The sequence below is a fragment of the Bacillus sp. SIMBA_008 genome, from assembly GCF_046535495.1.
Lineage (GTDB): Bacteria > Bacillota > Bacilli > Bacillales > Bacillaceae > Bacillus > Bacillus subtilis.
Genome location: NZ_JAWRWL010001089.1, coordinates 1 through 243, shown reverse-complemented (window position 1 = coordinate 243; position 243 = coordinate 1). Strand labels below are relative to the sequence as shown.

1 protein-coding gene is annotated in these 243 nt (G+C 35.0%); it reads right to left on the bottom strand.

Annotated features, from left to right (window positions below; translation table 11 throughout):
* Window positions 1–243 (bottom strand): DUF4179 domain-containing protein (locus SB658_RS26780; protein WP_410603532.1); only part of this gene is annotated, 243 nt, incomplete at both ends.

Here is a 243-nt window from a genome sequence, read left to right as displayed (position 1 = left end):
AACACTGTTAGACTTAAACGTACTATTAACAATAATCTGCCCTTCATCTATCATCACTTCATCTAATCGTACTTCTACACCGTTATCATTAACTGTTTGTCCTATTGTCGTTTTATATTCTTTTAAAGGTTCCCCTCTACTGTTTACGTAGTCTTCCATTTTACTTCCGATTAACGGTATATCCGCAATCATTCTTCTCATATCTACAGTCATCATCATAATAAATAATGCCGCAGCCGATGT